This is a genomic window from Leucobacter chironomi DSM 19883 (genome assembly GCF_000421845.1).
GTDB classification, from domain to species: Bacteria; Actinomycetota; Actinomycetes; order Actinomycetales; family Microbacteriaceae; genus Leucobacter; species Leucobacter chironomi.
The window spans coordinates 36,225-60,161 of sequence record NZ_ATXU01000003.1; the positions used below are offsets into that span (position 1 = coordinate 36,225).

Here is a 23,937-nt window from a genome sequence, read left to right on the forward strand (position 1 = left end):
TCCCCTCCCCCATAGACGCCGAAAGGCGGATTTCGCAGCTGAACCTCCCGGTTCGCCTGCGGAATCCGCCTTTCGACGTCTGCAACGACCTCAGGTCGTCGACTCGCCCGCTTCGCCGGTGTTTACGAGCAGCACGCCCGAGGGGATGCTCCACATCATGGCGACCTCGTCGCCGCGGTTGTGGATGCGGGCGTCCTGTCCGAGCCGCACCGCCCCCTCCGTGCCGTCGGGCAGGCGCACCGTGTAGCGGCGCGACGCCCCGAGGTAGGTGACGTCGGTGATGGTGACCGGGATCGAGTTCTCGTGCTCGCCCGCGGGCGTGCCCGCCGTCTCGAGTCGCAGGTTCTCGGGGCGGATCAGGATCGCAAGGTCCTCATGCGTCGACTGGCCGTCCGCCACGACGCGGTGACCGGCCACCTCGATCGCGGTGCGGCGATCCCCGTCCCGCACGCCCTTGCCGAGCAGCACCGTGGACTCGCCGAGGAAGCGCCCCACGAACAGGGTCTGCGGCGCCTCGTAGAGATCCTCCGAGGTGCCGACCTGCTCGATGCGGCCGTTGTTGAAGACGGCGATGCGATCCGACATCGACAGTGCCTCCTCCTGGTCGTGCGTCACGTAGACGAAGGTGGATCCGACCTCGCGGTGGATCCGCTTGATCTCGCCCTGCAGCCACTCGCGCAGCTTCTTGTCGAGCGCGCCCAGCGGCTCGTCCATGAGCAGCACGCGCGGCTCGTAGACGAGGGCGCGCGCCAGGGCGACGCGCTGCTGCTGGCCGCCCGACAGCTCCGACGGGTAGCGGTCGCCGTAGTCGCCCATGCGCACCATCCCGAGGGCGTCGGCGACCATCTGCTTCTGCTGCTCCTTGCCGATCTTGCGGCGCTGCAGCGGGTAGGCGATGTTCTCGGCCACCGTCTTGTGCGGGAACAGCGCATAGTTCTGGAACACCATGCCGATGTCGCGCTTGTGCGGGGGCAGCTTCGCGACGGGCTTGCCGTAGATGTGCAGGTGCCCCTCGGTGACCGAGGTGAAGCCGGCGATCATGTTCAGCGTGGTCGTCTTGCCGGATCCCGACGGGCCGAGGAAGGTCATGAACTCGCCGGGCTCGATCACGAGGTCGATCTCGTCGACCACGGTGCTCTCGCCGTAGCGCTTCGTCACCTGGCTGAGGCTGATGCCGGCCTCGCCGATCTGGTGGATCGCCGAGGTGTTCAGCCCCTCGGCGCGCAGCTCCTGCTCGTGCCCGTCGGGCACGGGGATCTCGTTGTGAGTCATAGCGTTCACGCTACCGGTCGCTTTCTCTTCCGCGTGGCGAACTGGGCGATGAGCATCACGATCACCGAGGTGAGCATCGTGATCACCGCCACGGCAGCCACCGTGGGGTCATTGGTCTGGGTGACGCTGTTGAAGATCTTCACGGGCAGCGTCTGCAGGGAGGGGGACTGGATGAACAGCGAGAGGATCACCTCGTCGAACGAGGTGACGAACGCGAACAGCGCGCCCGCCGTCACACCCGGCGCGATGAGCGGCAGGGTGATGCTGAAGAAGGTGCGCACCTTGCCAGCGCCGAGCGAGGCCGAGGCCTGCTCCAGCCGGGGGTCGAGTCCCTGCAGCGACGCCATCACGTTGGTGATCACGAGCGGCATCGACACGATCGTGTGCGCCAGCACGAAGCCGGGCAGCGTGCCGAGCAGATCCATGCGCAGGAACAGCGAGTACAGGCCCACCGCGAGCACGATGCCGGGCACGATGAGCGGCAGCAGGAAGTACCCCTCCATGAGGCCCTTGCCCCGGAACCGCACCTTCGAGAGCCCGAGCGCCGCGAGCACGCCGACCGCGGTCGCCACGATCATCGTGAGGATCGCGACCTGCAGCGACGAGCCGAGCGCCTGCAGCCAGGACGGGTCGGTGAAGAAGTTCTCGTACCAGCGGGTCGAGAAGCCCTTCGGCGGGAAGTTGAACGAGGAGGCCTCGTTGAACGACATCGGGATGATGATGAGGGTGGGCACGATCAGCCACAGCACGATCAGCGTCGCGAAGACGCCGAGGATGCGCTTCGAGGTCATCAGCGGTTCACCCCCGGGAAGAGGCTGCCGCCGCGGTTGAGCCGCGACACGATCACGAGGATCAGCACCGTGCAGACGAGCAGGAAGATGCCGAGCGCGGTGCCCTGACCCCACATCAGGAACACGCTGATCTGCTGCTGGATCAGCGCCGAGATCATGATCTCCTTCGAGGATCCCAGCAGCGCCGGGATGATGTAGAAGCCGAGGCCGAGGATGAACACGGTGACCCCGCCCGAGAAGATGCCCGGCTTCGACAGCGGCAGGTAGACCGTGAAGAACGCGGTCACCGGGTTCGCGCCCAGGTTCGAGGCCGCGGGCAGCAGCCGCTTGTCGATCTTCGCCATCGACGAGTACAGGGGCAGCACCATGAAGGGGAGCAGCACCTGCGACATGCCGAGAGCCACGCCGAAGGTGGTGCGGATCAGCGGGATCGGACCGATCCCGAACCATGCGGCGAGCAGACCGTTGATGGGGCCGGTGTCCTGCAGCAGCACCATCCAGGCGAGCGTGCGCACGAGGATCGAGGTCCACAACGGCATCATGATGAAGAGCTGCATGAGGTTGCGGGTGCGATCCGAGACGATGGTCATCAGGTAGGCGTACGGGTACGCGAGCAGCAGGCACACGATCGTCACCAGGATCGCGGTGCCGAAGGTGCGCAGCACCACATTGAGGTTCGCCGGGGTGGTGACCAGCCAGACGTAGTTCTGCACTCCCGGCTGCGGGTCGGTGACCGAGCGGATGAACACATCCACCAGCGGCGCCAGGAAGAACAGTGAAACGATCACGAATGCCGGGACGAGCAGCAGAAGCGGGCGCCAATTCCTCGGCCCCCGCTTCCGCCGTCCGGCATCCGCACCTGAGACCGCGATGGTCTCGGTGACAGTGCCTTCGCTCATGATTTAGTTCCCGGTCGCCCATCCGGCCCAGGCGGCCGACAGCGCGTCGTAGTTCTCGACCCAGAAGTCGACGTTCGGGGCGATTCCCGTGTCGAGGTGCTCGGTCGTCATCCACTCGGTGAGCAGTTCGTCCATCTGCGGCTTCGCGTCGACGTTCACCCCGCCGTAGGAGGTGAGCTCGGTCATCTTCGCCTGCTGCTCGGCGCCGATCGAGTAGTTCACGGCGGCGAAGGCGGCCTGCTTGTCCTTCACGCCCTTCGGGATGCCGTTCGAGTCGACCATGATCATCCACTGGTCCCACATCGGGGCGACGGGGGCGCCCGCGTTGGCGGCGCCGTAGCCGCGGCCCGACCACACGAGGCCCATCACGGCCTCGCCGGCTTCGAGCTGCTGCTGCGCCTGCGCTCCGGTGGTCCAGCCGATCACGTCGTTGCCGAGGTCGCGGTACATGTCGAAGGCGCCCTCGATGTCCTCGGGCTTCAGCTTCTTCACGTCCTTGCCCTGCGCGGTGAGGGCGAACTCGACCGTCTGCGGGTCGACGTAGGTGGACTGGCTCACCGTGCGCTTGCCGGGGAACTTCTCGGTGTCGAAGAAGTCGGCGGCGCTCGTCGGCGGGTTGTCGCCGAACTTATCGGTGTTGTACACGACCACGAGGCCGTAGAGGATCTGCGGGACCATGCACTCGTCGGTGATGGTGCCCTCGGGGATCTTCGAGGTGTCGATCTGCGAGTAGTCGTACTTCTCGTAGAGGGTGCCGCAGCCGCGCGCGGTGTCGAACTGGGTGGTGTTGACGATGTCCCAGCTGACGTTGCCGCTGTCGACCATGGCCTTCAGCTTGCCCGCGTCGAAGGCGTCCTGGTTGAACTTCGCGCCCGACGCCTCGGCGAACGGGTTCCACAGCGCCTCGGTCTGGCCGTCCTGGAAGACGCCGCCGGATCCGGCGAAGGTGAGCGTGACGCCGTCGAGGGCGCCCTCCTTGATCTGGCCCGCCACCGGGGTGCCGAGGTCGCGCTCGGGCGCGGGCTCCTCGTTGCCGCCTCCGCCGCTGCACCCGACCAGCGCGAGCGCGAGCGCCGCCGAACCGGCGACGAGCGAAACGCCGCGACGAGTCTTCGGGTCTCTGAGAATTGACATGAACTTCCTCACTTCATCGTGATGGTCGCGCGGCTCCGGGCTGCGTGGGCGGCTCCGGGCTGCGCTGCGGTCGGGCGGGTGGTCCGCCCTGCCGCTTCCCGAACCTAGCTGCCGGAATCGAAGCCCGCCCCGCCCCGTTACCCCTTCGTTACCGCTGCGGGAGATCTTTCATAGCTTCGTATGGCGGGCCCGGCGACGGTAGTACGAACATAAGGTTTCGCCTCCGAGTATGCCCGCGGAGGGCTCGGCGACCCGCCTCGGTCCTTAGCATGGGTGTTCGGGCACCGCTCATCGTTCGAGGAGGAACGCAATGGACATCGTCGTCATCGGAGCCGGTCTCGCCGGCCTCACCGCCGCGTGGGAGCTGGAGAAGGCCGGCCATCGATGCACCGTGCTCGAAGCGCGGGATCGCGTCGGGGGCCGCACCTGGTCGCAGCGCCTCGGCAACGGCGAGGTGACCGAGCGCGGGGGCGAGTACGTCTTCCCCACCGAGTTCCCGATCCGCCGACTCGCGGCCGAGGTGGGCGTGCCGATCATGTCGCACAACGTGCGCTACGGACGCCGCACCGTGAACGGGCGCGTGATCTCCTTCGCGGAGCTCGGCGAGACGACCGCGCTCGTGCGCGACACGCTCGCCCGGATGATCGCCGACGGCGAGCGCGGGGTGTCGCTGGAGCGCGCCTTCGCCGAAGCGCTCGGCGCCGGCTACCGCCTCGACCCCGTCTACCGGCGCACGACCACCTCGGCGGCGGCCGATCCCGCTCTCGTCAGCGCTGAGGCGGTGCTGCTGCACGAGTCCTCGACCGCCGGCGGCTACGTCGAGGACGGCGGGCGCTTCGTCGGCGGCAATCAGGCGCTCTCGCTCGAGCTCGCGCGGCGCCTCGGCGACCGCGTGCGGCTCGAGCATCCGATCGCGGCGATCGAGCAGTCGGAGACCGCGGTGCAGGTGACGCTCGTCGACGGCACGCGCCTCGACGCCGACGCGGCGGTGCTGGCGGTGCCGCTGCCGATCCTGCGGGAACTCGATTTGGGCTTCGCGCTGCCGGACGAGCAGCAGCGCGCTCTCGACCACCGATTCATGGGGGTCGCTGCGAAGCTCGGCGTGCCCCTCTCGCGCGTCGACGACGACATCGCGCTGCAGAACCCCGATCACACCTGGTGGTCGTGGCGCTCGCTGTCGATCGACGGCGAGCATCGCATCTCGGCGCTGTCGTCGTTCGCCGGCGGGCCGTTCGCGCTCGACGCGCTGGGGGCCGCCGACGGCGCCGACGGCTGGGTCGCCGCGCTCCGGCAGATGCGGCCCGAGCTCGAGATCGACGGCGAGGTGCTGCTCACCACCTGGGCGGACGATCCGTGGACCCGCGGCTCGTACACCGCGCCCGGTCTCGACTGGGAGGCGGCGGACGCCCGCGTCTTCGAGCAGCCCGCCGGCCGCGTCGCCATCGCCGGCGAGCACACGGGGCTCGCCCAGTCGCTCTCGGGCGCCGTCGACTCGGGCTACCGGGCGGCCGCAGCGATCGAGCGCGCTCTCCGGTCATGACGCGCCCCGGCAAATGTACGCTTGACTCATGACCTTCACCGTGAGGTCGCTTCTCGACCTTCCCGCCGCTCGCACGGTGTCGCTGACACCGGGCATCGGGGAGGAGCGCGCCATCACCTGGGCGCACGTGTGCGAGCAGCCCGATCCGTGGCGCTGGCTGGGTGACGGGGCGCTGGTGATGACGACCGGGATCGGCGTGCCGCGCACGACCGACGAGCAGTGCGCCTACCTGCGCGGCATGCAGGCGGTCGGGATCGCCGCGGTGACGGTCGACGAGCACATGATGGGCGGCTCGTTCACGGAGCCCGCACTCGCCTACGCTGCCCACATCGGCTTCCCGGTGCTGTCGACCGAGCACGAGGTGCGCTACATCACGCTCGCGATGTCGGTCGCGGAGGCCGTGCAGCGCAGCCGGGACAAGCTGGTGCAGCAGACTGAGCAGCGCTACGGCGCGCTACTGCTCGCGGAGCTCTGCACCGGCGCGATCCCCGGTCCCGCAGCCGCACGCCTGCTCGAACCGCACGGTATCCGGCAGCCCTCGCTGGTCGCCGTCGCGCAGGGGGCCGGCGGACGGGCGGTGCAGCAGCAGATCCGGGACGCCTTCGCCGCGCAGCACCTGCCCGTGCTCACCGTCGCGGAGGGCGATCAGCTCGTGCTCCTCGCCGAGGCCGGCGAGCCGCTCGCGCAGGCGCTCGATGCGGTCGCCGTGGCCGGCACCCGCATCGGGGCGAGCACCCCCTTCGAGGATCTCGGCGAGCTGCTGACGGCTCTGCAGCAGGCCCGCAGCGCGCTCATCCGCAATCATCTCGCGAGCGGCGTGCTGCACTTCGGCGAGCACGAGAGCACCTCGTTGTTCCTCCCCAGCAGCGCCGAGCAGCTGCGCCGCATCGCGAATCAGGTGCTGGGCCCGCTGCGCACCTACGACATGCAGCGCGGCACGTCGCTCACGCAGACGCTGCGCGTGTTCCTGGAGGAGAACCGCAGCTGGGTGCGCGCCGCCGAGCGTCTCTTCGTGCACCGGCAGACGCTCATCGCGCGCATCTCGCGCATCGAGAAGATCATCGACCGCGACCTCTCCTCGATCGAGGACACCGCCGAGTGCTGGCTGGCGGTGCAGGCCGCGATCGGCTGCGGCGATCTCGAACCCTCCGAACCGGTGGCCGCGGCGCCCGCCGGGCTGCCCGACGAGGCCGGCTGAACGCCCGCCCCGCCGCCGGAATGGTAGCTTGAAACGACCGCGACACTCGTGGCGGGAAGGGAGAACCGCGATGGCACTGCCCGATGAGGCAACGCAGGGGAATGGCGGATCCGAGCGCTTCGAGGAAGTGCTGCTCGACCGCATCACCGAGGCGAGCGCCTGGGCCGAGCAGGACATCGATCCCGAGACCCAGGCCGAGACGAGGCGCCTCATCACCGCGACGCTCAACGGCGACGCCGAGGCGGCGACCGAGCTGAGCGAGGCGTTCGGCGGCAGGCTCGCCTTCGGCACGGCCGGCCTGCGCGGCAGGCTCGGCGCGGGCCCGCGGCGCATGAACCGCACGGTGGTGTCGCAGACGAGCGCCGGCTTCGCGGCCTATCTCCTGGAGCGCGCCGCCGCCGGCCGCACCGCCGCACCGCCGTCGATCGTGGTCGGCTTCGACGGCCGCGTCGGCTCCGCCGTGTTCGCGCGCGACACCGCCGAGGTGATGGCGGGCGCCGGGGTGCGCGTCTTCCTGCTGCCCGAGGCGGGCCCGACGCCGCTCACCGCTTTCGCGGTGCGGCATCTCGGGGTGTCGGCCGGGGTGATGGTGACCGCGAGCCACAATCCGCCCCGCGACAACGGCTACAAGGTGTATCTCGGCGACGATGACGGCGGATCGCAGATCGTTCCCCCTGCCGACGCCGAGATCGCGGCCCACATCGAACGGGTCGCGCAGGCCGCCGTCTCTCAGCTTCCCCGATCCACCGACTACACCGTGCTGGGGGGCGGCGTCGCGGACGCCTACATCTCCGAGACCGCGGCCGCGCTGCTCGGCGGACTGCCGCAGCGCCCCGAGGCTCCGGGGGTCGCCGTCGGCGCCGACACCGGGCTGCGGGTCGCCTACACCGCGATGCACGGCGTCGGCTCCGACCTCGCGCGACGCGTGTTCGCCTCGACCGGGCTGCCCTCGGTGGTGCCGGTGCGCGAGCAGGACCGGCCTGACGGGGCCTTCCCCACGGTCGCGTTCCCGAACCCGGAGGAGCCGGGGGCGCTCGATCTCGCATTCCGCACCGCCCGCGGCATCGACGCCGACCTCGTGGTGGCGCACGACCCGGATGCCGACCGTCTCGCGATCGCGCTGCCGCACCCCGACGAGGAATCCGGCTACCGCCGTCTCACGGGCAACGAGCTCGGGCTGCTGCTCGGCTGGCGTGCCGCCGAGCGCGAACGGGTGCGCGCTGCGACCGCCGGCACTCCCTCCTCGGGCGCGCTCGCCTGCACCATCGTCTCCTCGCCCGCGCTGGGTGCGGTCGCCCGCGAGTACGGTCTCGACTATGCCGAGACGCTGTCGGGCTTCAAGTGGGTGTCGCGGGTGCCCGGGCTCGTGTTCGGCTTCGAGGAGGCGCTCGGCTACCTCACCCACCCCGAGATCGTGCGCGACAAGGACGGCATCTCGGCCGCGGCCGATGCGATCGCGATGGCCCGCGAGGCGGCGTCCGAGGGGCGCACGCTGTGGGATCTGCTCGACGACGCGAGCGAGCGCTTCGGGCACTTCGCGAGCGGTCAGATCACGCTGCGGCTTCCATCCATGGCGGCGGCGTCGGCGCTCGCCGCGCGGGTGCGCCAGGATCCGCCGACCGCCTTCGGCGACGCCGAGGTGGCCTCCTCGCAGGATCTGCTGGTGCCGGGCCTGGCCGAGGTGCCAGCCGATGTGCTGCGCTACGACCTCGCCGACGGCTCCCGCGTGATGATCCGCCCGAGCGGCACCGAGCCCAAGCTCAAGATCTATCTCGACACTTTCAGCGACGAGGGCTCGGCCCGGGCCCGGCGCACCGCCGCCGAGCGTTCGCTCACCGATCTGGAGCGCGCGGTGCGCGACTACCTCGACCGGCTCGCGGAGGACGGCGAGGAATGATCACGCGCTGGTCCCGGGAGCACGCAGCCGAGTGGCTGTGTCGACCGGGCGCGCGCGACAACAAGTACCGGCGCGGCGTGCTCGGCGTGCGCACGGGGTCGGCCCAGTATCCCGGGGCCGCGGTGCTGGGCGTCTCCGCCGCCTGGCGCACCGGGGTCGGCCTGCTGCGCTACGTGCCCCCGCTGGACGACGACGCCTCGCCCCACGGGCTGCCGTCGCCCGCGGCCGCAGTACTCGCGGCGCATCCGGAGACCGTGTTCGGGGAGCCCGGATCCCGTGCCTGCGACGCCTGGGTGCTCGGATCAGGCACCGACCCGGCCGACCGCTCCTCGGCGGAGCAGTCCGCGCTGCGGCAGCTGCGGCGCGGCAGCGCCCCGCTCGTGATCGACGCCGGCGCGCTGGACCTCGCCGTGACCGCCGAGACCGATGCCGACAGCACCGCCGCGTCTCTCCCGGGCGGCGCCCCGGCGATCCTCACCCCGCACGGCGGCGAGTTCGAGCGCCTCTGGCGCGCGGCGGGCCTCGGCGAACTACCCGACGACTGGGCGCCGCGCAGCGGCGACGCCGACGACGACATCGCGCAGATCGGGCGCGCCCGCGCCGCATCCCGTCTGGCCGAGCGCCTCGGCACCACCGTGCTGCTCAAGGGCTCGCTCACGGTGTGCGCCGCGCCCGACGGCCAGATCCTGCGAGTGGGCCCCGCCACCCCGTGGCTCGCGACCGCCGGCACCGGCGACGTGCTCGCCGGCATCCTCGGCGCGCTCGTCGCTGCCCACGCCGAGCAGGTGCGGGAATCCCCCGCCGTGCTCGGCCGCCTCGGCGCGACGGCGGCCCTGCTGCACGACACCGCGGCCAGAATCGCCTCTGGAGACGCCGAGGCTCGCGCCGCCGGCCGTCCGATCACCGCGCTCGACGTCGCCGATGCGATCCCGGAGGCCTTCGCGACGCTCAGCTGAGCGGGCGCCCGGTCAGCCGCCGTAGCCGGCAGGCGAAGGGCGCTCGCCTCAGTCGGCGGTCACGCGGTCGACGATGAGCGGTCGGGGATCCGGATCCGCATCTCCGAGCTCCACAGCCCCCGCCAGCGACTCCAGGCCGCGCACCAGCCGGCCGGGCGAATCGCAGGCCACCTCGAAGAGCGGATCGCCGGCCCGCACCCGGTCGCCGGGCCGCACCAGCACCTCCACCCCCGCCGCGTGATCCACAGGATCGCCGGGCCGCGCCCGCCCAGCGCCGAGACGCCAGGCGCCCACCCCCACAGCTCGGGCGTCCACGCGCTGCACCACGCCGTCGGCAGCAGCACGCACCGTCTCGGTGTCGCGCGCCACGGGCAGCGGGGCATCCGGGTCGCCGCCCTGCCCCGCGATGAGGCGCCGCCACGCGTCCATCGCCCGGCCGTCGGCCAGCGCATCAGCGGGATCGACATCATCGCGCCCGGTGAGCGCAAGCATCTCCCGAGCCAGCGCGAGCGTCAACTCCACCACGTCGTCTGGCCCGCCGCCCGCCAGCACCTCGACCGACTCGCGCACCTCGTTCGCGTTGCCGACCGCGCGCCCCAGCGGCGCGTCCATGTCCGTGATGAGCGCCACCGTGCGCAGCCCCGAATCGGCGCCCAGCCGCGTCATCGTCGTCGCGAGCTCGCGCGCATCCGCGGCGTCGGGCAGGAAGGCGCCCGAACCGAACTTCACGTCGAGCACCAGGCCGTCGGCGCCCTCCGCGATCTTCTTGCTCATGATCGACGAGGCGATGAGCGGCACCGACGCCACCGTGCCCGTCACGTCGCGCAGGGCGTACATCGCGCGATCCGCCGGCGCGAGCCCCGAACCGGCCGCGCAGATCACCCCGCCCACCTCGCGCAGCATCCGCTCCATCTCGTCGTTCGACAGCGCCGCGCGCCAGCCGGAGATCGACTCGAGCTTGTCAAGCGTGCCGCCCGTGTGCCCGAGGCCCCGCCCCGACAGCTGCGGCACCGCCACCCCGAGAGAGGCCAGAAGCGGCACCAGCGGCAGCGTGATCTTGTCGCCCACGCCGCCCGTCGAGTGCTTGTCGATCGCGGGCCGGCCGAGCCCCGAGAAGCCCAGACGCTCACCGCTCGCGATCATCGCGGCGGTCAGATCACGGATCTCCTCCCGCCCCATGCCTTGAATCACGATCGCCATGAGCAGCGCACTCATCTGCTCCGGCGCCACCGCGCCGCGCGTGAAGGCATCGACCACCCAGTCGATCTCGGCGCGGTCGAGGGCGCCCGCGAAGCGCTTGCGCGTGATCAGATCGACGACGTCGAAGGGTTCGGGATCCCGGAGCTGCTCCATACCTCCACCCTACGGCGGCGCCCCGCGCCCCGCTCTTCAATCGTCGCCGTCGGTATGGGATCCACCGATCGTATGCCGAAATCGGCCCAATCCGGCATATGGATGGCAGATCCCATACGAACGGCAGATCCCATACGGAGGGGAAGAGAGACCCTCGAAGCGCTCAGAACACGTCGAGCACGCGCGAGCGCGCAGGATCCGGCCGCCCCAGCGCCCGGTCCTGCCCCGCCGCGATCCAGCACCCCGTCAGCAGCAGGATGCGGCAGATCACGTTGAACCAGACCAGCAGGCCGACGAGCACCGCGAACGACGCCAGCAGCGGGTTGTGCGACACACCCCCGAGCAGCGAGGAACCCAGCACCTTCATACCGAACAGAGCCGCACTGCCGAGAGCGCAGCCCCGCAGCAGGCTCCACAGCGGCAACCGCACCTCGGCGAGCAGCCGGAAGATCGCCATGAGCACGAGCGTATCGAACACGTACATCGCACCGTAGCGCGCGATCGTACCCAGGCCGCCCAGCAACCAGCCGTCGGGATCGCCACCCAACCACGACACGAGCAGATCGGTCAGGTTCGAGCTGAGCACCGTGAGCGCCGCCGACACCAGGATCGCCAGCAGGAAGCACAGCGCCAGCAGCAGATCGCGCAGTTTCAGCAGCACCACATTGCGGTACTGGCGCACCTCGAGCCCGAAGATGATGCGGATCGAACGGCGCGTCCCCGTGAACCACGCCACGGCCACGTACACCAGCGCGACACCCGCGATCGCGCTGCTCCAGTCGAGGGTGCGGCTCTGCAGCAGCGCGGCCAGCGACACGGCCCCATCGTCGTCGGTGCCCACGAGGCCCGGCACGAACAGGTTGAGCTGCATGATCAGCGATTCGAGCAGCTCCGGGCGCCCGCGCAGCATGATGCCGAACACGCTGAAGCCGATCCACAGCGCCGCGAACACCGCGAACACCGCCTGATAGCTCATCCCGGCGGCAAGCACCGATCCACCGACGTCGGTGAAGTGGAAGAAGGCGCGGAACGGGCGCGAGTCGCGCAGCCGCGACCAGATGCTCTCGCCCCGGCCGACCAGCTCGCGACCCACCGCCGAGACGCGCGACGCCCCGCGATCCCGGCCCTCCTGCGAGGGCTCCGGATCGCGGGGCGTCGTCATGCCGTCGAGTGCAGCCACCCGGCGCTGGGCGCGGGCGCTACTTCGTCTTGCCGGTGCGGATCGCAGCCTTCACCTCGGCGATAGCCTTGGTGACCTGGATGCCGCGCGGGCACGCGTCGGTGCAGTTGAAGGTGGTGCGGCAGCGCCACACGCCCTCGGTGTCGTTCAGCACGTCGAGACGCACCTGGGCGTTGTCGTCGCGCGAGTCGAAGATGAAGCGGTGCGCGTTGACGATGGCGGCCGGGCCGAAGTACTGGCCGTCGGTCCAGAACACCGGGCAGCTCGTGGTGCACGCGGCGCACAGGATGCACTTGGTGGTGTCGTCGAAGCGCTCGCGATCCTCGATGGTCTGCAGGCGCTCCTTGCCAGGCTCCGCGGGGGCCGCATTCGGCATGAGGAACGGGTTGACCGCGCGGTAGGCCGCGAAGAACGGCTCCATGTCGACGATCAGATCCTTCTCGAGCGGCAGACCCTTGATCGCCTCGACGTAGATCGGCTTCGAGATGTCGAGATCCTTGATGAGGGTCTTGCACGCGAGACGGTTGCGGCCGTTGATGCGCATCGCATCCGAGCCGCAGATGCCGTGGGCGCAGGAGCGACGGAACGCGAGCGTGCCGTCCTGATCCCACTTGATGCGGTGCAGCGCGTCGAGGATGCGATCCGTCGGGTACATCTCGACGTCGAAGTCCTCCCAGTACGCGTCACGACCCGACTCCGGGTTGTAGCGGCGCACCAGCAGGGTGACGGTGAACGGCTTCGGCGCGTCGGGCGCGCTGCCCGAGGCCGAGGCCTGGGTGGAGTCGACGGCGGTCGCTTCAGCGGTAGCGGTGCTCATGGCCTAGTACTTCCTCTCCATGGGCGGGTAGTTCAACTCACCCTGCTCGTTCTTCGTGAACACGACGGGCTTCCAGTCGAGCCGGATGTGATCGTCGGGATCGGCCGAGTGGGGGTCGCCCGAGAGATACGCCATGGTGTGCTGCATGTAGTTCTCATCGTCGCGGTTCGGGTAGTCGTCGCGCATGTGGCCGCCGCGGCTCTCCTTGCGGTTGCGCGCCGTGTAGGCGAGCACCTCCGCGAGGTCGAGCAGGAAGCCCAGCTCGATCGCCTCGAGCAGGTCGGTGTTGTAGCGGCGGCCGCGATCCTGCACGCCCACGTTCATGTAGCGCACGCGCAGATCGTGGATCACGCCGAGCACCTCGGTGAGCGACTCCTCGGTGCGGAACACCTGGGCACCGCGGTCCATCGCCTCCTGCAGCTCGCGGCGGATGTCGGCGACGCGCTCGGTGCCGGTGCCCGTGCGGAAGCGGTCGACGAGCTCGCGGATCTCCTTCGCCGGGTCGGCGGGCAGGTCGACGAAGCTGGCGGTCTGCGCGTAGTCGGCCGCGTTGTTGCCGGAGCGCTTGCCGAAGACGTTGATGTCGAGCAGCGAGTTGGTGCCGAGGCGGTTCGCGCCGTGCACCGAGACGCAGGCGCACTCGCCGGCGGCGTAGAGACCGGGCACGACGGTGTCGTTGTCCATGAGGACCTCGGCCGCGTTGTTCGTGGGAATGCCGCCCATCGCGTAGTGCGCCGTGGGGAACACCGGCACGGGCTCCGTCACCGGATCGACGCCCAGGTAGGTGCGCGCGAACTCGGTGATGTCGGGGAGCTTGGTCTCCAGCACCTCGGCGCCCAGGTGGGTGCAGTCGAGGTAGACGTAGTCCTTGTGCGGGCCGGCACCGCGGCCGTCGAGCACCTCCTGCACCATGCAGCGCGCGACGATGTCGCGGGGGGCGAGGTCCTTGATCGTGGGGGCGTAGCGCTCCATGAAGCGCTCGCCACTCGCGTTGCGCAGGATCGCTCCCTCTCCTCGGGCGCCCTCGGTGAGGAGGATGCCGAGGCCCGCGAGGCCCGTCGGGTGGAACTGGTAGAACTCCATGTCCTCGAGCGGCAGGCCCTTGCGCCAGATGATGCCGACGCCGTCGCCCGTGAGGGTGTGCGCGTTCGAGGTGGTCTTGAAGATCTTGCCGAAGCCGCCGGTCGCGAAGACAATCGACTTGGCCTGGAAGACGTGCAGTTCGCCGGTCGCGAGCTCGTAGGCGACGACGCCGGCGGGGCGGCGCTCCTTGCCCTCGCCCGTCATGACGAGGTCGAGCACGTAGAACTCGTTGAAGAAGTTGACGCCCAGCTTGACGCAGTTCTGGAACAGCGTCTGCAGGATCATGTGACCGGTGCGGTCGGCCGCGTAGCAGGCACGGCGCACGGGGGCCTTGCCGTGATCACGAGTGTGACCGCCGAAGCGGCGCTGATCGATCTTGCCCTCGGGCGTGCGGTTGAAGGGCAGGCCCATGTTCTCGAGGTCGATGACCGCGTCGATGGCCTCCTTCGCGAGGATCTCGGCCGCGTCCTGGTCGACGAGGTAGTCGCCGCCCTTGACGGTGTCGAAGGTGTGCCACTCCCAGTTGTCGTCCTCGACGTTCGCGAGCGCCGCGGCCATGCCGCCCTGCGCCGCACCGGTGTGCGAACGGGTGGGGTACAGCTTGGTGATGACCGCGGTCTTCGCCTTCGGGCCGGCCTCGATCGCGGCGCGCATGCCCGCTCCGCCGGCACCGACGATCACGACGTCGAACTGATGATAGGTGACACCGTCCTTGACGGTGACTTCCTCGCCCTGATGGGTGTCTGTGGTCACGTGAGTCCTATTCTTCGAATCTGTAAGCCTGAGCTGCCGGGATCGCTACGACGCGTTGCAGAACGACGCCACGAGCGACGGGTCGGCTCCCGCGGGGCAGGGATCGAGCGTGAACACCACGAAGGTGCCGAGCAGGATCAGCAGCGCGGCCGAGAGAAACAGCAGCACCTTGAAGGTCTTCGCGAGGCCGGGGCGGGTGACGTAGTCGTTCACGATGGTGCGCATGCCGTTGGCGCCGTGGATGAGGGCGAGCCACAGCAGCAGCACGTCCCACACCTGCCAGAACGGGTTGGCGAGCTTGCCCCCGACGAAGCCGAAGTCGATCGCGTGCACGCCGCCCGGCGTGGCGATGAGGTTCGAGAAGAGGTGGCCGAACACGAGCACCACGAGCAGAACGCCCGAGACGCGCATGTAGATCCAGCCCCACTTCTCCCAGTTGGTGCGCTTCTTGGCGGACGCCTGCGAGCGGGGGGATTCGATGGTCATCGTCATGTCTGTCTCTCCTCGCCTAGTGCCCGAACACGTTCATCAGGTGGCGCGGCAGGAAGCCGGCCATCGTGATCGCCCAGGCGGCGATCACGATCCAGAACATCACGCGCTGGTACTGGGCGCCCTTGCGCCAGTAGTCGACGAGGATGATGCGGATGCCGTTGTAGGCGTGGAACACGATCGCGCCCACGAGCGCGGCCTCGCCGAGCCCCATGATGGGGGTCTTGTAGACGCTCATGACCGCGTTGTAGGCCTCGGGGCTGACACGCACGAGGGCGGTGTCGAGCACGTGCACGAGGAGGAAGAAGAAGATGGCGACGCCGGTGATGCGGTGCAGCACCCAGGACCACATGCCCTCGTTGCCGCGGTAGAGCGTGCCGCCCGGGCGACTCTTCTTCTTCGCCGCGGGTGCGGCCTCTGCCGTTTGGGCTGACACGGGCTTCCTCCTTGGTCCTGCTTCGCCGAGCACGGCTCGGCGGCTGACAGCGCGGTCTCGGCGAGCGCGGGCGCACCCGATAGTCTCTCCAAACCGAGAATCCGCTGCGCCCCCATTATGACACCATTTCAGCGCCTCCCCCGCACGCCCGGCCCGGCGCGGAGAGACGTCGATTCATCTGATGAATACGCGGATCCTGGCCGCTGCCATCGCGCGACCTCTAGGCTGGAGCCATGTCTGACGCCACCGTCCTGCGCCCCGCCATCGAGAGACTCACCTGCGTGATTCCCGCCGGAGGCGTCGGGTCCCGCCTCTGGCCCCTGTCGCGGGCGAACGCTCCGAAGTTCCTGCTCGATCTCACGGGCTCGGGCGACTCTCTGCTGCGCGCGACCTGGGACCGCCTCGCCCCTATCGCCCCCACCGAGCGGGTGATGGTCGTGACCGGCGTCTCGCATCGCGACTCGGTCATGCAGCAGCTGCCCGAGCTGCTGCCGCAGAATCTCATCACCGAGAGCGAGCCGAAGGACTCCTCGGCAGCGATCGGGCTCGCGGCCGCGCTGCTCGAACTGCGCGACCCCGACGCGATCCTCGGATCCTTCGCCGCCGACCACGTGATCCGCGGCGACGTGCTCTTCCAGCGCGCCGTCACCACCGCGGTGCAGGCGGCCGACCGCGGCTACATCGCCACCATCGGCATCCACCCCTCGCACCCGGCGACCGGCTTCGGCTACATCTCCTGCGGCGACGCCCGCGGCGACCTCGCCCCCTTCGACGTCTACGACGTGTCGGAGTTCGTCGAGAAGCCCGACGCCGAGAAGGCCGAGGAGTACCTCGCCCACGGCGGATACCTCTGGAACGCGGGCATGTTCATCGCGCGCGCCACCGTGCTGCTCGACCAGATGGCCCTCTCCGACCCCGAACTCGTGAGCGCGCTGCGCGAGATCGCCGCCAGCTGGGACACCGAGCGCGGTGCCGACGTGCGCGAGCGGCTGTGGCCGACGCTGCCGAAGATCGCGATCGACTACACGGTGGCGGAGCCCGCAGCCGCCGCGGGCAAGATGGTCTGCATCGCCGCTCACTTCGACTGGGACGACGTGGGCGACTTCGCCTCGGTCGCCAACCTGCTCACCCGCGGCCGCGGCAGCGACCTCGCCGTGCTCGGCGACGGCGCGCAGGTGCTGTCGGACGCGTCGAGCGGCATCGTCGTCTCGGAGAGCGAGCGCCTCGTCGCGCTCGTTGGCGTGGACGACGTGGTGGTGGTGGACACCGCCGACGTGCTGCTCGTCACCACGAAGAGCCGCGCGCAGGACGTCAAGAACCTCGTCAACCGCATGAAGGTGGCCGGCGGCGGCCATCTGCTCTAGCCGGCACCTGGCCTAGCCGGCCGGCGCGGCGATGGCCGCGACGCCTCAGCGGCGCGAGAGCAGCGAGGTCACCTGCAGGCGCCCGCTGTGGATCCAGACGTCCGAGTACTCGACCGGGCGGTCGTCGTCGAGGTAGGTCACCTGCTGCAGATACTGCACGGGCGCCCCCTCCGGGAGCCCGAGCGCGGCCGAGACCTCGTCGGAGGCCGGCTCGGCGCTGAAGGTGCGCCGAGCCGAGGCGATCTTCAGCCGGTAGGTCTGCTCGAGCACCCCGAAGAGGCTCTGCACCCCGAAGTCCTGTTGCTCGATGCCGGGCGCGATGTCGGCGCGCACGTAGTTGTGCAGCAGCGCCACCGGCCCCTGCTCGGTGCTGCGCACCCGCACCAGCCGCAGCACGCGGCTTCCGATGCCGGCCTCGAGCAACGCGGCCACGGGCTTCGGCGGGTCCATGAGCTCGCAGGCGATCACCGCGGTCTCCGTCACCACCCCCTGACGCGCGAAGTCCTCGGTGAGGGTCGACAGCTTCTGGGCGATCGCCGGTTCGATGATCGTCGAGGTGACGAAGGTGCCGCGACCGCGCACCTGGCGCAGCAGCCCCTCCTCGATCAGCGTCGACAGGGCCCGCCTGAGCGTCCCCCGGCTCACGCCGAGCTCATGGGCCAGCTCGGGTTCGCTCTTGAGCCGATAGTGCGGAGGCCACTCGCCGGAGGCGATCTTCAGACGGATCCGGTCGGAGATCTGCGTGTGAATCGCCACCGGAGCGTCACGATCGATTGTGCTCACGCTCGCCTCCCATCATCTGTCGCCGGCTCGGTGCGTGCTCCCTGGATACCACCGCCCCGGGTGGCGTGTCCAACCGGGGCGGCGGATGATCTCAGTAGCTGACGGTGCTCTCGTCGCCGGTGTCGGTGATGATCTTGAGCCCGGCGCTCGTGCCGAGCAGCACGGCGCCCGCGCGCAGCAGGGACAGCGCCTGGGCGTAGGTCTTGATCGAGCCCGAGGCCTTCACCTGCACGCCGTCGCGCGCGCGCTCCACGAGATAGCGCACGCTCTCGGGGTTCGCGGTCTCGATCTGACCGCTGCTCGCGTTCTTCAAGAACGCGGCGCCCGCCTCCTGCGACAGTTCGACCGCGGCCTCGCGCTCCGCCTCCGTGAGGAGCGGCAGCTCCAGCATCACCTTGACCGGGATGCCGCTCGCCCGCACCACACCTGCGATGTCCTCGCGGAACTCGTCGTACATGCCGCTCTTCAGCCAGCCGATCTGCACGCCGATGTCGAGCTGGGTCGCTCCGAGCCGCGCGATCTCCGCCGCCTCCGCGGCCTTGCCCGCGCTGGTCATGACGCCGACGTTGGGGAAGTCGAGGGCCGACGCGAGCTCGACGCCCGTGCCCGCCAGCTCGGAGGCGACGAGCGGCACCCACGACGCGGGGACCATCGCCGCGTTGAAGCCGTGCTCCACCGCCTCGCGCGCGTGCGCGACCATCCGCTCCTTCGTGATGCCCGTCTCGATGAGCGTGTGCTGCACGTAGGGTGCGAGCTCGGCGGGTGCGAGCGTGAGTTCCTCTGCACTAGACAATGTCAGTTCTCTTTTCTTGTTTCGGTGGATCCGCGTACGCGGAGAGGTCAGAGCTTGTCGGCGTAGTAGTCGGGAACGACGACGCCGTCGCCGCCGAACCACTTCGGCACGTCGACGCCGCAGACGAGGCCGATGTTGCCCCACGGCTCGAACGCGCCCGTGCGCACGATCACCTTCGCCTGCCGGGCGAGCTCGCCGAGCATGTCCGTGTGGCTGCGGGTGGTGAACTCGGCTCCCGCGAAGGTCTGCTGCAGCCACTCGTCGAGCCGCGGGTTGTTCGAGACCACGTCTTCGGCGCGCACGACCCCCTCCACCACGAGCTCCTGCGAGATGAGACCGAGAACGGTGCGCAGATCGGGCAGGTTCTCGGTGATGGCGAGATCGATGCGGTCGGCATCGCGCGGGATCGGGAACCCCGCGTCGACGACGAGGATCAGGTCGGTGTGGCCGAGCGTCGCGAGCGCGGCGCTGAGCTTGTCGTTCAGAATTCCTGACTTCTTCATGAGTCTTCCTCTCGGTCGCCTAGGCGACGGATGCGGTGGCGCCGGTCGCCAGCGCCATGATGGATTCTTCGGTCGCGGCGCCGCTGTCGATCACGGCGGCGAGCCGTCCCTCGCGCATCACCGCGATGCGGTCGGTGATGGTGAGCAGTTCGGGCAGGTCCGACGAGGAGCACAGGATCCCGACGCCCTGAGCGGCGAGGTCGAACAGCAGCTCGTAGATCTCGGCCTTCGCGCCGACGTCGACGCCGCGGGTGGGCTCGTCGAGCATGATGACGCCCGGATCGATGGCGAGCCACCGGCCGAGCATCGCCTTCTGCTGGTTCCCGCCCGACAGCGAGGTGATCCCCTGCCCCATGGTCGCGGTCTTGACCCGCAGGCGCCCCGCCTGATCCCGGGCCCGTCGGTCGAACTCGCGGCGGCGGATCAGGCCGAACCTCGTGAGCGACCGAGCTGTGAGAGCGCCGATGTTGTCGGCGACGCTCATGGTCGTCAGCAGGCCCTGGGCTCGACGCTCGCCCGGCACGAAGGCGAGCCTCCGCTCGACACTCGCGATCGGCGAGCGGGAGGCGTAGTCCTCGCCGAGCACGCGGACGGAGCCGTGACCTCCCGGCTGCGCGCCGAAGATGTTCTGCAGCAGTTCGACCCGCCCCGAGTCGGGCAGCCCGGCGACGCCCAGGATCTCGCCCGGTCGAACCGTGAAGCTCACGTCGGCGTGGCGCCGCCCGCCGAGCTGCTCGACCTCGAGCACGGGCGGCGCGGACTCGCGAACGGAGGAGGCCTGCTCGGCACGGGTGGCGAACTGGCCGAGCTCGCGACCGACCATCGCCGCCACGGCCTGCTCAGGCGTCGTCTCGTCGCGCCGCCACGAGGCGACGTGCCGGCCGTCGCGCAGCACCTCGAGCTGATCGCACAGCTCGAACACCTCGGGCATGCGGTGCGAGACGTAGATCATGGTCGTGCCGGCCTGCTTGAGCCGGCCCATCAGGGCGAAGAGCCGGGCGGCCTCCGCGGGGGTGAGCATCGCGGTGGGCTCGTCGAGGATCAGCACGCGGCAGCCGCGCGCGATCGACCGGGCGACCACCACGAGCTGCTGCGTCGCGAGATCCAGTTCGCGCACGACGGTGCCCGGGTCGATGTCGAGATCGAGCTCGGCCAGCAGTTCGGCGGTGCGCCGCCGCATGCCGGTTTTCGAGGGGAACCAGCGGTTGCCGGGCTCGACGCCCGCGAGCACGTTCTCGGCCACCGTGCGGTCGGGCAGCAGGGAGAGCTCCTGCGGCACGATGGCCACGCTGTGCCGGGTGAGCACGGTGTTCGGGTCGAAGGACGCGACCTCCTCCCCGAACACCGTGACGGTGCCGCTGCTCGGCGGCTGCAGGCCGGCGAGGATCTTGAGCAGAGTCGACTTGCCGGCCCCGTTCTCGCCCAGCAGGGCCGTGATCTCACCCTCGGGGATGTCGAAGCTCACGCCGTCGAGGGCGCGCACCGGCCCGAAGGCGCGGCTCAGCTCGCGCACCCGGACCGCCGGCTCGATGTGTGCCATGTTCGTCTTCCTGTCTCTCCGTCTGCGACCCGCCGGCCGAGGTCAGCCCTCGACCGTCGCCTCGCCCAGGTTGTCCTTGGTGATGAACTGGGCCCCGGTGTCGACGCCGGTGATCTCGGTGCCCTCGGTGAGGAAGTCGACGAGCGTCTTGACCGCCTGGTAGCCCTGCTCCTCGGGGTTCTGGCTGATGGTGAACGTGACGACGCCCTTCTGGAGGAACTCGGCCGTCTGGGGCAGCAGGTCGAAGCCGACCATGCTGATCTTGCCGGTGTTGCCGGACTGCTCGACCCACTGGGCCGCCGCGGTCGTCGAGCAGCAGTCGAGACCCGCGATCGCCACGACGTCCGACTGGCCGGCCATGGTCGACTCGACGGTGTTGTAGGCCGCGTTGGGCTCATTGCCGACGTTCACCGGGCCGACGATCTCGAGGTCTGTGCCCGAGAGGCCCTCCTCGAACCCGCCGAAGCGGTCGTGCGACCAACCGGCGCCGGTGTCGAGCGAGAAGACCACGACCTTGCCGCTCGCCTCCTCGCCGAGCACCGAGACCAGCTCCTCGGCCTGGGCCTGACCCGAGGCCTTGAGATCCTGGCCCACGAAGCCCATCTGCTGCGAGTCGGGGTTGTCGGTGTTGAACGAGATGATCGGGATGCCGGCGTTGTACGCCTGCTCGATCACGGGCTTCAGGGCGTCGCTCGAGGCGGAGGAGACGGCGAGGCCGTCGACCGACTTCTGCTGGATCGCGGTCTGCAGCTCGGCGACCTGCTTCGCGGCGTCGCCGCCGGTGGGACCGATCAACTGGACGTCGACGCCGAGCTCCTCGCCGGCGCGCTCCATGCCCGCGGTGATGGGGGTGGCGAAGGCGAGCGACGGGTCGTGGTAGCTGAGCTTGATGCGCAGCTCCTCGCCATCGTCGATCCGCTTCTGGATGTAGTCGGCGAGCTGGAAGCCGTCCGCTGAGACGGCCTCATTGCCCGTGGTGATGGCGCCGCAGCCGGTCATCCCGAGTGCGAGTGCCGCCGCCGCGATTCCTGCGACGGCCGCCTTCCTGGCAGCTGATACGAGGGACATCGATGACTCCTTTGTGCTGGTGTGTCCGTTGGTGATGGTGAAGTGCTCAGGCCCGCGTCTTGCGCTTGCGCTGCCAGGTGTCGGCGGCGACGGCCGCGATGATCACGAGGCCGGTGACGACCGTCTGCCAGAACGACGAGATGCCGTTGATGTTGAGGATGTTCTGCAGCAGCCCGATGAACGCGACCCCGATCACGGTGCCGAGCATCGTGCCGCTGCCCCCGAAGAGCGCCGCGCCTCCGATGATCACCGCCGAGATCACGGTCAGCTCGAGACCGGTGCCCGTGACGCCCTGCACGTACGACAGGAACGAGAGGCCGAGCACGCCGGCCATGGCCGCGGTCAGGCCGGAGAGCACGAAGGCGCCCACCTTCACCCGCTTGACGTTGATGCCGACGAGACGGGCGGCCTCCTGGTTGCCGCCGACCGCGTAGGTGTTGAAGCCGAAGCGCGAGCGCGAGAGCAGCACGACGCCGATGGCCGCGATGACGGCGAAGAAGATGAGCTGCATCGGCACGACCCCGAACAGCCGCCCCTGCCCGAGCAGGGTGAACTCGGCTACTCCGGGCTGCGACGAGCTCAGCGAGATGGGGGCGCCGTCCGAGATGAGCAGCGTGGCGCCCCGGAACACGCTCAGCGTGCCGAGGGTCACGATGAAGGAGGGCACCCCGAGCAGCACGACGGCCAGGCCGTTGAGGAGCCCGGCGAGCACGCCGACGGCCAGGCCCACGAGCACGGCCACCGGCCAGGCGACGCCGGCGGCGATCACCATTCCGGTGCTGATCGCCGCGAGGGCGTAGATGGAGCCCACCGAGAGGTCGATCTCCCCGTTGACGATCACGAACGTCGCCCCGATGGCCATGATGCCGATCTGCGCGATCTGCTGACCGACCGAGAGCAGGTTGTCGGCCTGCACGAAGTTGGGCGAGAGCACCGCACCGAGGATGAACAGCAGCACGAGCGCCGCGAGCACCCCCGCCTCGCGCGCGTGCACGAAGGCGCGGACGTCGAACTTCTTCTGCGGAAGCGCAGCGGTGGTGGTCATCGGGCTTCTCCGTTCTGGGTGGGGCGGGGCAGGCCGAGCTGTTCGGCGGTGGGCAGTGAGGGGATGACGCCGGCGACGGTCACGGCGTGCGCGCCGGCGGCCGCGGCCAGCTCGGCGGCGGCGTCGATCGAGCGGCCGGTGGCCAGCCCGACAGCCAGGGCCGCCGTGAAGGAGTCGCCGGCGCCGGTCGTGTCGACCACGTTGGCGACCGCGTGCGCCTGCACCGGTCGCACCCCCTCGGCGTCGGCGATGAGCGCGCCGTGGCCACCGCGGGTGAGGATCGCGCACCCGCCCGTGCGCTGCTGCAGCATGGTCGCGAGCGCCACGTCGTCGAGCCCGTGGTCGGCGACCAGGCCGAGGAGCACCGGCGCCTCGGTCTGGTTCGGGGTGATCACGTCGATGTCGGCCCAGACCTCGTCGGGGAGCCGCCTGGCGGGGGCGGGGTTGAGCAGCGTACGGGTGCCGCAGAGGCGGCCGATGCGCAGCGCTGCGGCGACCGCCGCACGGGGGATCTCCATCGACACCACGAGCACGTCGGCCCCCTCGATCTCGGGGCGGAAGGCCTCGACGGCGTCGGCGTCGAGCTCGTCCAGGGCGCCGGGGGCGATCGCGATGCGGTTCTCGCCCGAGGGGTCGACCTCGATGAAGCCGACCATCGTCGGCCCCTGCGCGGTGAGGACGCGCTCGGCGTCGACGCCCTCCCGGGTCCAGAGCTCGCGGGCAGCGCTGCCGTGGGCGTCGTCTCCGATCGCGGTCAGGAAACTGACGCGCGCGCCGAGGCGCGCGGCGCCGATCGCCTGGTTGGATCCTTTGCCGCCGTGCTCGCTCGCGAAGGAGCCGCCGCTGACCGTCTCACCCGCCGAGGGGAAGCGAGGCACCCGCATCGTGAGGCCGACGCCGTAGCTTCCGACTACCGCAATCTTCATTGATTCGCACCGAACTTCTTTGTACGTGGACAACTATGAACAATTACGAATAGTAGGACGATTCGGAGCGCTCGTCAAGCGGCGCCCGGCACGCTCCCGAGTCGGGTCGCAGAATCC

The 23,937-nt window shown here is 70.0% G+C and carries 22 protein-coding genes; 5 read left to right on the forward strand and 17 right to left on the reverse strand.

Annotated elements, in window-relative coordinates:
• Positions 1 to 90: 90 nt before the first annotated feature.
• The 4 genes from H629_RS0103935 to H629_RS0103950 are packed head-to-tail and all read right to left on the reverse strand — an operon-like array spanning position 91 to position 4,096.
• Positions 91 to 1,272, reverse strand: a complete 1,182-nt coding sequence (locus H629_RS0103935) for an ABC transporter ATP-binding protein (protein WP_024356046.1) — start codon at positions 1,270 to 1,272, stop codon at positions 91 to 93.
• Between the two features lie 5 nt (positions 1,273 to 1,277).
• Positions 1,278 to 2,063: an ABC transporter permease gene (locus tag H629_RS0103940; protein ID WP_024356047.1), complete on the reverse strand. Its 786-nt coding sequence runs from the start codon at positions 2,061 to 2,063 to the stop codon at positions 1,278 to 1,280.
• Complete coding sequence (locus H629_RS0103945) at positions 2,063 to 2,962, reverse strand: ABC transporter permease (RefSeq protein ID WP_024356048.1); 900 nt, start codon at positions 2,960 to 2,962, stop codon at positions 2,063 to 2,065. The genes H629_RS0103940 and H629_RS0103945 overlap by 1 nt, the downstream gene beginning before the upstream one ends.
• A gap of 3 nt (positions 2,963 to 2,965) precedes the next feature.
• Positions 2,966 to 4,096: an extracellular solute-binding protein gene (locus H629_RS0103950; protein ID WP_024356049.1), complete on the reverse strand. Its 1,131-nt coding sequence runs from the start codon at positions 4,094 to 4,096 to the stop codon at positions 2,966 to 2,968.
• Between the two features lie 310 nt (positions 4,097 to 4,406).
• Between H629_RS0103950 and H629_RS0103955 the strand changes: the two genes are divergently transcribed.
• From H629_RS0103955 to H629_RS0103970, 4 genes are all read left to right on the forward strand, one after another.
• Positions 4,407 to 5,636, forward strand: a complete 1,230-nt coding sequence (locus tag H629_RS0103955) for a flavin monoamine oxidase family protein (protein WP_024356050.1) — start codon at positions 4,407 to 4,409, stop codon at positions 5,634 to 5,636.
• A 28-nt stretch (positions 5,637 to 5,664) separates the two neighbouring features.
• Positions 5,665 to 6,834, forward strand: a complete 1,170-nt coding sequence (locus H629_RS0103960) for a PucR family transcriptional regulator (protein WP_024356051.1) — start codon at positions 5,665 to 5,667, stop codon at positions 6,832 to 6,834.
• Between the two features lie 70 nt (positions 6,835 to 6,904).
• Positions 6,905 to 8,731: a phospho-sugar mutase gene (locus tag H629_RS0103965; protein WP_029746551.1), complete on the forward strand. Its 1,827-nt coding sequence runs from the start codon at positions 6,905 to 6,907 to the stop codon at positions 8,729 to 8,731.
• Positions 8,728 to 9,687, forward strand: a complete 960-nt coding sequence (locus H629_RS0103970; RefSeq protein WP_024356053.1) for an ADP-dependent NAD(P)H-hydrate dehydratase — start codon at positions 8,728 to 8,730, stop codon at positions 9,685 to 9,687. Before H629_RS0103965 ends, H629_RS0103970 begins: the two co-directional genes overlap by 4 nt.
• 48 nt (positions 9,688 to 9,735) lie before the next feature.
• Here H629_RS0103970 and H629_RS0103975 read toward each other — a convergent pair whose 3' ends face one another.
• The 6 genes from H629_RS0103975 to sdhC all read right to left on the reverse strand — a co-directional run bounded on the left by H629_RS0103975 (position 9,736) and on the right by sdhC (position 15,798).
• Positions 9,736 to 11,040, reverse strand: coding sequence for a thymidine phosphorylase (locus tag H629_RS0103975; protein WP_024356054.1), 1,305 nt, complete (start codon positions 11,038 to 11,040; stop codon positions 9,736 to 9,738).
• A 163-nt stretch (positions 11,041 to 11,203) separates the two neighbouring features.
• Positions 11,204 to 12,202, reverse strand: coding sequence for a YihY/virulence factor BrkB family protein (locus H629_RS0103980; RefSeq protein WP_240471032.1), 999 nt, complete (start codon positions 12,200 to 12,202; stop codon positions 11,204 to 11,206).
• A 37-nt stretch (positions 12,203 to 12,239) separates the two neighbouring features.
• Positions 12,240 to 13,037 (reverse strand): succinate dehydrogenase iron-sulfur subunit, encoded by a 798-nt coding sequence (locus H629_RS0103985; protein WP_024356056.1) that lies wholly within the window; start codon positions 13,035 to 13,037, stop codon positions 12,240 to 12,242.
• A gap of 3 nt (positions 13,038 to 13,040) precedes the next feature.
• The gene (gene sdhA, locus H629_RS0103990; protein WP_024356057.1) at positions 13,041 to 14,873 is read right to left on the reverse strand and encodes a succinate dehydrogenase flavoprotein subunit; all 1,833 of its coding nucleotides are present in this window, start codon (positions 14,871 to 14,873) and stop codon (positions 13,041 to 13,043) included.
• Between the two features lie 45 nt (positions 14,874 to 14,918).
• A complete protein-coding gene (locus H629_RS0103995) occupies positions 14,919 to 15,365 on the reverse strand; it encodes a succinate dehydrogenase hydrophobic membrane anchor subunit (RefSeq protein WP_024356058.1) in 447 nt (148 codons plus the stop codon).
• Between the two features lie 16 nt (positions 15,366 to 15,381).
• The gene (gene sdhC / locus H629_RS0104000; RefSeq protein ID WP_076623914.1) at positions 15,382 to 15,798 is read right to left on the reverse strand and encodes a succinate dehydrogenase, cytochrome b556 subunit; all 417 of its coding nucleotides are present in this window, start codon (positions 15,796 to 15,798) and stop codon (positions 15,382 to 15,384) included.
• Between the two features lie 233 nt (positions 15,799 to 16,031).
• On the opposite strand from sdhC, the gene H629_RS0104005 reads away from it, so the two are divergent.
• Positions 16,032 to 17,162, forward strand: coding sequence for a mannose-1-phosphate guanylyltransferase (locus H629_RS0104005; RefSeq protein ID WP_024356060.1), 1,131 nt, complete (start codon positions 16,032 to 16,034; stop codon positions 17,160 to 17,162).
• A gap of 45 nt (positions 17,163 to 17,207) precedes the next feature.
• Here the strand turns inward: H629_RS0104005 and H629_RS0104010 are convergent, their stop codons facing one another.
• The 7 genes from H629_RS0104010 to H629_RS0104040 form a co-directional block, all read right to left on the reverse strand.
• Positions 17,208 to 17,945 (reverse strand): GntR family transcriptional regulator, encoded by a 738-nt coding sequence (locus tag H629_RS0104010; RefSeq protein ID WP_029746552.1) that lies wholly within the window; start codon positions 17,943 to 17,945, stop codon positions 17,208 to 17,210.
• 91 nt (positions 17,946 to 18,036) lie between these two features.
• Positions 18,037 to 18,738: a deoxyribose-phosphate aldolase gene (gene deoC, locus H629_RS0104015; protein ID WP_024356062.1), complete on the reverse strand. Its 702-nt coding sequence runs from the start codon at positions 18,736 to 18,738 to the stop codon at positions 18,037 to 18,039.
• Between the two features lie 47 nt (positions 18,739 to 18,785).
• On the reverse strand, positions 18,786 to 19,241 hold the full coding sequence (gene rbsD, locus H629_RS0104020) for a D-ribose pyranase (protein WP_024356063.1): 456 nt from the start codon (positions 19,239 to 19,241) through the stop codon (positions 18,786 to 18,788).
• Positions 19,242 to 19,260: 19 nt separating this feature from the next.
• On the reverse strand, positions 19,261 to 20,781 hold the full coding sequence (locus H629_RS0104025; protein WP_024356064.1) for a sugar ABC transporter ATP-binding protein: 1,521 nt from the start codon (positions 20,779 to 20,781) through the stop codon (positions 19,261 to 19,263).
• 42 nt (positions 20,782 to 20,823) lie between these two features.
• Positions 20,824 to 21,849: a sugar ABC transporter substrate-binding protein gene (locus tag H629_RS0104030; RefSeq protein ID WP_024356065.1), complete on the reverse strand. Its 1,026-nt coding sequence runs from the start codon at positions 21,847 to 21,849 to the stop codon at positions 20,824 to 20,826.
• A 46-nt stretch (positions 21,850 to 21,895) separates the two neighbouring features.
• Positions 21,896 to 22,894, reverse strand: coding sequence for an ABC transporter permease (locus H629_RS0104035; RefSeq protein WP_024356066.1), 999 nt, complete (start codon positions 22,892 to 22,894; stop codon positions 21,896 to 21,898).
• Positions 22,891 to 23,820, reverse strand: a complete 930-nt coding sequence (locus H629_RS0104040; RefSeq protein WP_024356067.1) for a ribokinase — start codon at positions 23,818 to 23,820, stop codon at positions 22,891 to 22,893. Before H629_RS0104040 ends, H629_RS0104035 begins: the two co-directional genes overlap by 4 nt.
• Between the last annotated feature and the right edge of the window lie 117 nt (positions 23,821 to 23,937).